Source organism: Promicromonospora kroppenstedtii DSM 19349, from assembly GCF_000515355.1.
GTDB classification, from domain to species: domain Bacteria; phylum Actinomycetota; class Actinomycetes; order Actinomycetales; family Cellulomonadaceae; genus Promicromonospora; species Promicromonospora kroppenstedtii.
Genome location: NZ_KI911645.1, coordinates 18,322 through 25,863 on the forward strand (window position 1 = coordinate 18,322; position 7,542 = coordinate 25,863).

Annotated in this window: 6 protein-coding genes; 2 read left to right on the forward strand and 4 right to left on the reverse strand. The window is 70.3% G+C overall.

Features of this window, described 5'->3' with window-relative positions:
- On the reverse strand, window positions 1-551 hold a 551-nt coding region (locus PROKR_RS34385; protein ID WP_211240084.1), incomplete at its 3' end, for a hypothetical protein.
- Window positions 552-731: 180 nt separating this feature from the next.
- Here PROKR_RS34385 and nhaA point away from each other — a divergent pair.
- The gene (gene nhaA, locus PROKR_RS09355) at window positions 732-2,636 is read left to right on the forward strand and encodes a Na+/H+ antiporter NhaA (RefSeq protein ID WP_036962471.1); all 1,905 of its coding nucleotides are present in this window, start codon (window positions 732-734) and stop codon (window positions 2,634-2,636) included.
- 183 nt (window positions 2,637-2,819) lie between these two features.
- On the opposite strand, the gene PROKR_RS09360 is transcribed toward nhaA, so the two are convergent.
- From PROKR_RS09360 to PROKR_RS09370, 3 genes are all read right to left on the reverse strand, one after another.
- On the reverse strand, window positions 2,820-3,707 hold the full coding sequence (locus tag PROKR_RS09360) for a carbohydrate ABC transporter permease (RefSeq protein WP_036962475.1): 888 nt from the start codon (window positions 3,705-3,707) through the stop codon (window positions 2,820-2,822).
- On the reverse strand, window positions 3,704-4,606 hold the full coding sequence (locus PROKR_RS09365) for a carbohydrate ABC transporter permease (RefSeq protein WP_036962478.1): 903 nt from the start codon (window positions 4,604-4,606) through the stop codon (window positions 3,704-3,706). The genes PROKR_RS09360 and PROKR_RS09365 overlap by 4 nt, the downstream gene beginning before the upstream one ends.
- Window positions 4,607-4,713: 107 nt before the next feature.
- Window positions 4,714-6,003, reverse strand: a complete 1,290-nt coding sequence (locus tag PROKR_RS09370; RefSeq protein WP_036962480.1) for an ABC transporter substrate-binding protein — start codon at window positions 6,001-6,003, stop codon at window positions 4,714-4,716.
- 360 nt (window positions 6,004-6,363) lie between these two features.
- Here PROKR_RS09370 and PROKR_RS09375 point away from each other — a divergent pair, with 360 nt between their 5' ends.
- A complete protein-coding gene (locus tag PROKR_RS09375; RefSeq protein WP_084800342.1) occupies window positions 6,364-7,482 on the forward strand; it encodes an ROK family transcriptional regulator in 1,119 nt (372 codons plus the stop codon).
- Window positions 7,483-7,542 lie beyond the last annotated feature (60 nt).

Genomic DNA, 7,542 nt, shown 5'->3' on the forward strand with positions numbered 1-7,542 from the left:
ACCTCCGCCGCGTACACGGCCCGCCACTGGACCCCACGTGCCAGCGCGAGCGGCTCGACCGGGTTCTCGTCCGCGAGCACGTACGGCGGCCGGTCGAAGGCCAGGAACTCGGCCGTCACCTCGTGCTGCATGCGTGTGTACCAGGCGCCGATCAGCGCCGGGTCGTCGATCACGTGCACACCCGCGCCGGAGCCGGCGACGTCGGAGGTCTGCTCGAACAGGCCGGCCAGGTCCGGGATCGTCGAGCGGACCCGGTCGAGCTGTGCCGCCGTCCGGTCGGTCAGCGCCCGCAGCGCCACGCGCGGGTCCACGGCCGTGTACTCGCCGTCGCTCCCGCTGGTGCGGTTGATCAGCCCGGCCGTGCGCAGCCGCGCCAGCATCCCGGCGAAGTCGGTGCCCTCCAGCGGCACGCCCTGCGCCACGTCCTCCACCCGGACCGTGCCCTGGGCGAGCACGTACCGGTAGACCAGCCGGGTGTCGTCGTCGATCCCGACCGCCTGGAAGTCGCGGTCGGGATCGCGGTCGCGGTCGGGCGGGGAGTCCGTGGCCATGAGGGTCAGCGTAGGTCAGCAGGAGCGGGGTCTCCGGACGGCTGCCCGGGTGGATGCCGGACCGCGTCCTCGCGCGGGTGAAAGCCTGTGGAACCGTGCGGGTCGCGCACTACTCTGATCGGCAAGAATCACTACTTTTCATGCCGACCGGTCGTGGCGACGCGCGAAACAGGAGAAAAGATGGCGAACCTGACCATTATCGAGCGGTCGCCCGACCCCGAGACGCACCAGCCCGGGCCACGCTGGCCCTCCATCGCGGTCTGGATCCGCTCGCTCGGCCAGAGCCGCCTCGGCGCGCTCCTGCTCCTGCTCGGCACCGTCGCAGCGATCGTCTGGGCCAACGTCTCCTACGAGTCGTACGCCGAGTTCTGGGAGACCCACCTGAACATCGGGGTGGGCGACTTCCAGGTCGAGTTCACGCTGCACGCCCTGGTCAACGACGCCCTCATGGCCATCTTCTTCTTCACCGTCGGCCTGGAGGTGCGGCGCGAGTTCGCGATCGGCGAGCTCACGAGCTGGTCCCGCGCCATGGTGCCGGTGGCCGCCGCCGTCGCCGGGCTCGTGGTCCCGGCGGTGCTCTACGTGCTCATCGCGCGCGGCTCCGGCTGGGAGCACGCCTGGGGGATCGTCATCTCCACCGACACCGCGTTCGTCGTCGGCGCGCTCGCGCTGATCGGACCACGCGCGCCCGGCCGCCTGAGAGTGTTCCTGCTGGCGCTCGCGGTGGTCGACGACATCGGCGCCCTGAGCATCATCGCGCTGGTCTACACCGAGAACTTTGACCCGCTGCCGCTGCTCGTCGCGGCTGTCGGCCTGGCCGGCGTCTACCTCACGCGGTACGTGCCCACGGGGCGCGGGCCCATCTACGCCACGCTGTCGATCATCGTGTGGCTCGCCTTCCTCGCCTCGGGCGTGCACCCGACGCTGGCCGGCGTCGCGATCGCGCTCCTGGTGCCGGTCTACCGGCCCAGCAGGCGCGACGTCGAGCACGCCCTGACGCTGGCGCGCACGTTCCGGCAGTCGCCGAACAGCGACTACGCGCGGGCCGCGGCGAACAGCCTGCGCGAGTCGATCTCGATCAACGAGCGTCTCCAGTCGGCCTACGCCCCGTACGTCGCGTACGTGATCCTGCCGCTGTTCGCGCTGGCGAACGCGGGCGTGCAGATCAACGCGGAGATCCTGGCGGCGGCGGCCGCGTCCGCGATCACGTGGGGCATCGTCGTCGGCCTGGTGGTGGGCAAGTTCATCGGCGTGCTGGGGTCCGGGGCGGTCATGCGCGTGCTGCGCATCGGCGACCTCGGGCCGGGCCTGACGCTCGACCGGCTCGCCGGGGGCGGCGCGCTGTGCGGCATCGGCTTCACGATCTCGCTGTTCATCGTCGACCTCGCGATCGACGACCCCGGTGTGCAGAACGAGGCCCGGGTGGGCGTGCTGACGGCGTCCGTGATCGCGTTCGCGCTGGCCGCCGTCATCTTCAAGATCTCGGACCGCGTGCACCCGGCCAACGAGGCGGGCACCACGCTGCTGCGCCCCGTCGACCCGGCCCGGGACCACGTGTACGGCCCGGCCGACGCGCCCTACACGCTGGTGGAGTACGGCGACTTCCAGTGCGGGTTCTGCTCCAAGGCGTCGGGCGCCATCCAGGAGGTGCACCGCGAGCTCGGCGACCGGCTGCGGTACGTCTGGCGGCACGCCCCGCTGGACCGGTACCACCCGAACGCCGTCGCCGCTGCGGAGGCCTCGGAGGCCGCCGCGCTGCAGGGCGAGTTCTTCGCGATGGAGCGCAGCCTGCTGCTCGACCAGGAGAACCAGCTGCCCTCCGACATCGTCCGGCGCGCGGAGGAGCTCGGGCTCGACGTCGAGCGGTTCGAACGGGACCTGGTCTCCCCGGAGGTGGCCGGTCGCGTCCGTGACGACGTGCTCGACGCCGAGGCGATGGAGGTCACCGCGGTGCCGACGTTCTTCGTCAACGGCCGCCGGCACACGGGGCCGTACGACGCGCAGTCCTTGATCCACGCCCTGGAGACGACGGCGCCGGTCGCGCAGGCTGCCCCGGCCGAGGAACGCGCGGTCGGGGAGGCATGACCGGGTCGGCGCGGGGCGATCGGCAGCTTCGGGGCGGCTGACGGCTTCGGGCGATCGCCGGTTTCGGCCGGTCGGCAGAAGGTCAGGTGGTCGGCAGCTCGAGCTACCGACCACCTGACCTTCTACCGACCACCCGAAGCTGCTGACCACCCGAAGCTGCCGACCAGCCGTGCCTCCCGGGGATCAGCCCTTGACCGAGCCCGACATCAGGCCGCCCACGAAGTACTTGCCGAGGATGATGTACACGATCAGCGTCGGCAGCGACGCGAACAGCGCGCCCGCCATGGAGACGCCGTAGTTCTGCAGCAGCGCGCCGTTGGCGAGGTTGTTCAGCGCCACGGTCACCGGGCCGTTCTGCGACGACGAGAAGAACACCGCGAACAGGAAGTCGTTCCACGCCGAGGTGAACTGCCAGATGAGCACCACCACGAAGCTCGGGATCGAGATCGGCAGCACGATCGACCAGTAGGTGCGCAGCATGCCCGCGCCGTCGACGCGCCCGGCCTCGATGAGCTCGTGCGGCACCGTCGAGTAGTAGTTGCGGAAGATCAGCGTCGTGATCGGGATGCCGTAGACCACGTGCAGCAGGATCAGCGTGGGCACGCCCGTGGGTATGCCGAGGTCCAGCACGAGCTGGGTCAGGGGGATCATCACGGCCTGGTACGGGATGAACATCCCGAACAGGATCAGCGTGAAGACGATGTCCGCGCCCTTGAAGCTCCAGCGCGAGAGCACGAACCCGTTCAGCGACCCGAGGAACGCCGAGATGATCGAGCTCGGCACGACGATCGCCAGCGTGCGACCGATCGCGGGCGCCAGCGTGGTCCAGGCCGTGGCCCAGTTCTCCGTGGTCCAGATCTGGGGCAGGTTCCAGGCGCGGCTCGGGTCGGCGTCGCCGGTGCCCTTGAAGCTGGTCACCAGCAGCACGTACACCGGGATCAGGACGACGATCAGGAAGAAGATCAGGCCCACGTACTTCAGGGTGCGTGCCAGCGAGTACCGGCCCTTGTGGACGCGCGGCGCGGCGGGCGCGGGGCGGTGCGCGGTGAGCTGTTCGGCCTCGGCGGTCATCGCTTCTCCTCGCGGTTCGTGCGGATCAGGTAGGGCACGATGACGATCGCGACGATGATCAGCAGGATCGAGCCGACGGCCGCGGCGTTCGCGTAGTCGAAGCTCGACTTGAACACGAACATGTCGACGGCGGGAACCTTGGTCTGGTAGTTCGCGGGCTTGGAGATCGACATGATGAGGTCGAACGCCTTGAGCGACATGTGACCGATGATGATCAGCGCGGACAGCGCGACCGGCGAGAGCTGCGGGAACAGGACGTGCCGGTAGAGCTTCCACTCGGAGGCGCCGTCCATCCGGGCGGCCTCGCGCAGCTCCTCGGGGATGCCGCGGAACCCGGCGAGGAACAGTGCCATCACGTAGCCGGAGAGCTGCCAGATCGCCGGGATGGCGATGGCGACGATGCCGAACGTGACGTTGTTCCACCAGTTGTTCTGCAGGGCGTCGAGCCCGACGATCTGGAACAGGCGGTTCAGGCCGGAGGCCTGCTCGTCCTGGTTGGAGTTGAGCAGCCAGCGCCACACCACACCCGAGGCGACGAACGAGACCGCCATCGGGAACAGGTAGACCGAGCGGAACAGTCCCTCACCCTTGACCGGCTTCTCGAGCATCCACGCCCACAGGAAGCCCATGATCATGGTCCCGACGAGGAACACGACCGTGTACAGGACGAGGTTCATCAGCGAGTGCTGGAAGTCCTCGCTGGCCAGCAGGTCGAGGTAGTTGGTGAACCAGACGAAGACGGCCGGCTTCTGCCCGGTGGCCTGCGCCGCCGTGTGGTTGTCCGTCAGGGACGTGGTGAAGTTGGCGACGATCAGCCCGTAGACGAAGACGCCGACGAGGATCAGGGACGGGGCGAGCATGAGCAGCGGTGGCCCGACTCGCCGCAGTTTGTTCAGCATGTAGGTACCTCGGGAGGGTGGGCGCAGCCGCGCGCCGTCGGGATCGGTCCCGACGGCGCGCGACGTACGGCGGTGTGCGTTACGCGGGAGCTTCGAGCACCCGTGGGTCAGCTCTGCGTGGCCGCGGCCAGCTCGGACTGGTACCCGGCGAGGTCGGACGCACCGGTGGTGAACTTGCTGGTGGCGTCAGAGATCGCGTTGAGCGTCGCGACCGGGGCGGCCGCACCGTGCGCCAGCGAGGACACGATCGTGTCGTTCGCGAACGAGTCGATGGCCGTCTGCTGGTACTCCGAGAAGTCGGCGGGGTCAGCGTCGGTCCGGGCCGGGATGGAGCCCTTGGCCTTGTTGAACGCGACCTGCCCGTCGAGCGAGCCCACGGTCTCCAGCCACGCCTTGGCGCCGTCCGGGTGCGGGGCACCCACCGGCAGGGTGAAGGAGTCGGCCAGGAAGTCGAACACACCGTCGGTGCCCGGGACCGGGGCCGCCGTGAAGTCCGTGCCGAGGGCCTTGTCCTGCTCCTCGAACGCCGCCACGGCCCAGTCGCCCATGACGTTGAACGCCGCGCTGCCGTCGATGACCATCTGGGTCGCCTCCGGCCAGTCGAGACCGTCACGGTCGTCGTTGGTGTAGCTCATCAGCGTCTCGAAGTCCTCGAGCGCCGCCTTCACCTCGGGGCCCTCCCAGTCGGTCGAGCCGTCCCACAGGCCGCTGTAGGCCTCGGGGCCCAGGTCGGCGAGCAGCACCGTCTCCAGGAGATTGACCTGCGTCCACGTCGTGCCGACGGACAGCGCGGTGACGCCGGCCTTGTCGAGCTTGTCGAGGTCCGCCATCCACGCGTCGAGGTCCTCGTACGTCGCCTCGGGGTCGATGCCGTTGTCCTCGAGCACCGTCGGGTTGGCCCAGAGGACGTTCGCGCGGTGGATGTTCGACGGGATCGAGTAGATCGCGCCGTCCTCCGTGGAGAGCCGGTCGACCAGGTCGGCCGGGAAGACGTCCGTCAGGCCGAACTCGTCGTACAGGTCCGAGACGTCCTCGATCTGCGCCGCGTCGATGTAGTCCTGCAGCTCGGCGCCGGCGTGGGCCTGGAACGTGTCCGGCGGGTCCTGCGCCTGCAGACGGGTCTGCAGCAGGTCCTTCGCCGCGGAGCCTGCGCCGCCGGCGACCGCGCCGTTGACGAACTCGATGTCGGGGTGCTGCTCGTTGAACACGCCCACGAGGGCGTCGAGGCCGGCCTTCTCGGATCCGGCCGCCCACCAGGTGAACACCTCGACCTGGTCGGCGCTGCCGCTCGCGCTGCCGCCATCGCCGCCGTCACCGCTGCCGCCGCACGCGGCCAGCGTGAGACCGAGCACGGCGGCCGTCGCCACCGTCGCGGTCATCCTCTGGTTCACTCGCATCTGGGGTCCCTCAACCTTCCTCGGTCGCTGGAGCACCGGCCCGCGGCGTCGTCGTCGTACGCGGCGAAGGAGGCTTTCCTCGCGCTCAGGACGGCGTCGTTCCTGTGGACCGGCCGGGCGCGCCTGTACGCCCGTGAACCCGGGACCTATCGAACGTCCATCGACCCTTGGTGTCAAGAAGTGAACGCAAGCGTCGCTCGATCGTGACCTGAACGTTCAGTTCGTGTATCCAAAACCGTCCAACCAGGCCGATTCCGGGCCGGAGCATGCCGGAAGGCGGTTACCCTGGGCGCTGTGCGCGCGGATCGGGTAACCCCCGGCTCGCAGACCTCACTCCGTGAGGCCAACCGAGCCAGGATCGTGAGCGCCGTCCAGCAGCGTGGCTCCCTCACGCAGATCGAGCTGGCCGGCGTCACAGGGCTGTCCCCGGCCACGATCTCCAACATCGTCAAGGAGCTCACGGTCGCCGGCGTGCTGCACACGTCGCAGTCGGTGCGCAACGGCCGCCGCGCCCTGCAGGTCACCCTCGCGCGCAACCTCGGCGTCGTGGCGGGCATCCGGTTCGGCATGCGATCGCTCAACGTGGCGCTGGCCGACGCCTCCATGCGCGTCCTGGCCGAGCAGCGCATGCCGCTCGCCCCTGATCACCGGGCCGACGCCGGGCTGCAGCGCACCGCGATGCTGATCCGCGAGATGCTGGAGTCCGTGGAGGCCGACCCGTCAGAGCTGCTCGCCGTGGGCGTCGGCGTGCCCGCGCCCGTCGACATCCGCACCGGCCAGGTGGTCACCGTCGGCATGATGCGCGGCTGGGACGGCGTGCACGTCGACGAGATCCTCGGTGCCGAGCTCGGCGTCCCTGTCACGGCCGACAACGACTCCACGCTCGCCGCGATCGCCGAGGCCCGGTTCGGCGCGGGCGCGGGGTACGACTCCGTCGCGTACATCCGGGTGTCCCACGGCGTGGGCGGCGGGCTCGTGCTGGGCGGCCGGGCGGTGCACGGCCGGTCCGGCGTCGCCGGCGAGATCGGCCACGTGTCCGTCGACGAGAACGGGCCCGTGTGCCGCTGCGGCAACCGCGGCTGCCTCGAGATGCTGGTGGGCGCCACCAGCCTGCTCGCCATGCTGCCCCGCGAGGCCGGACACCTCACCCTCGCCGACCTGGTCACCCGGGCGCAGGACGGCGACGCAGGCTCCCGCCGCGTCGTGTTCGACGCCGGCCGCCACCTCGGCGTGGCGCTGGCCAACCTGTGCAACCTGGTGGACCCCGACGTCGTCGTGATCGGTGGCAAGCTCGCCGAGGCCGGCGACCTGCTCCTCGAGCCGCTGCGCACCTCGCTCGGCCAGCGGGTCGTGGCGACGTCGCGCGGCCCCGTCGAGGTGGTCCCGTCCACCCTCGGGGCCGACGCCGGGGTACGCGGCGCACTGGCTGCCGCCCTGGACCAGGCCCGGATGTTCGGCTCCCTCGGGGTGGTCTCATGAGCGTCATGACTCGCGCGCGCCGCCGCACCGGGGCCGTGCTCGCGGCGGGCGTGGCGCTCG

Coding starts and splice junctions, on each gene's coding strand:
- PROKR_RS09365 (WP_036962478.1), bottom strand. CDS start 4,606: ATGCTGAACAAACTGCGGCGAGTCGGGCCACCGCTGCTCATGCTCGCC.
- nhaA (WP_036962471.1), top strand. CDS start 732: ATGGCGAACCTGACCATTATCGAGCGGTCGCCCGACCCCGAGACGCAC.
- PROKR_RS09370 (WP_036962480.1), bottom strand. CDS start 6,003: ATGCGAGTGAACCAGAGGATGACCGCGACGGTGGCGACGGCCGCCGTG.
- PROKR_RS09360 (WP_036962475.1), bottom strand. CDS start 3,707: ATGACCGCCGAGGCCGAACAGCTCACCGCGCACCGCCCCGCGCCCGCC.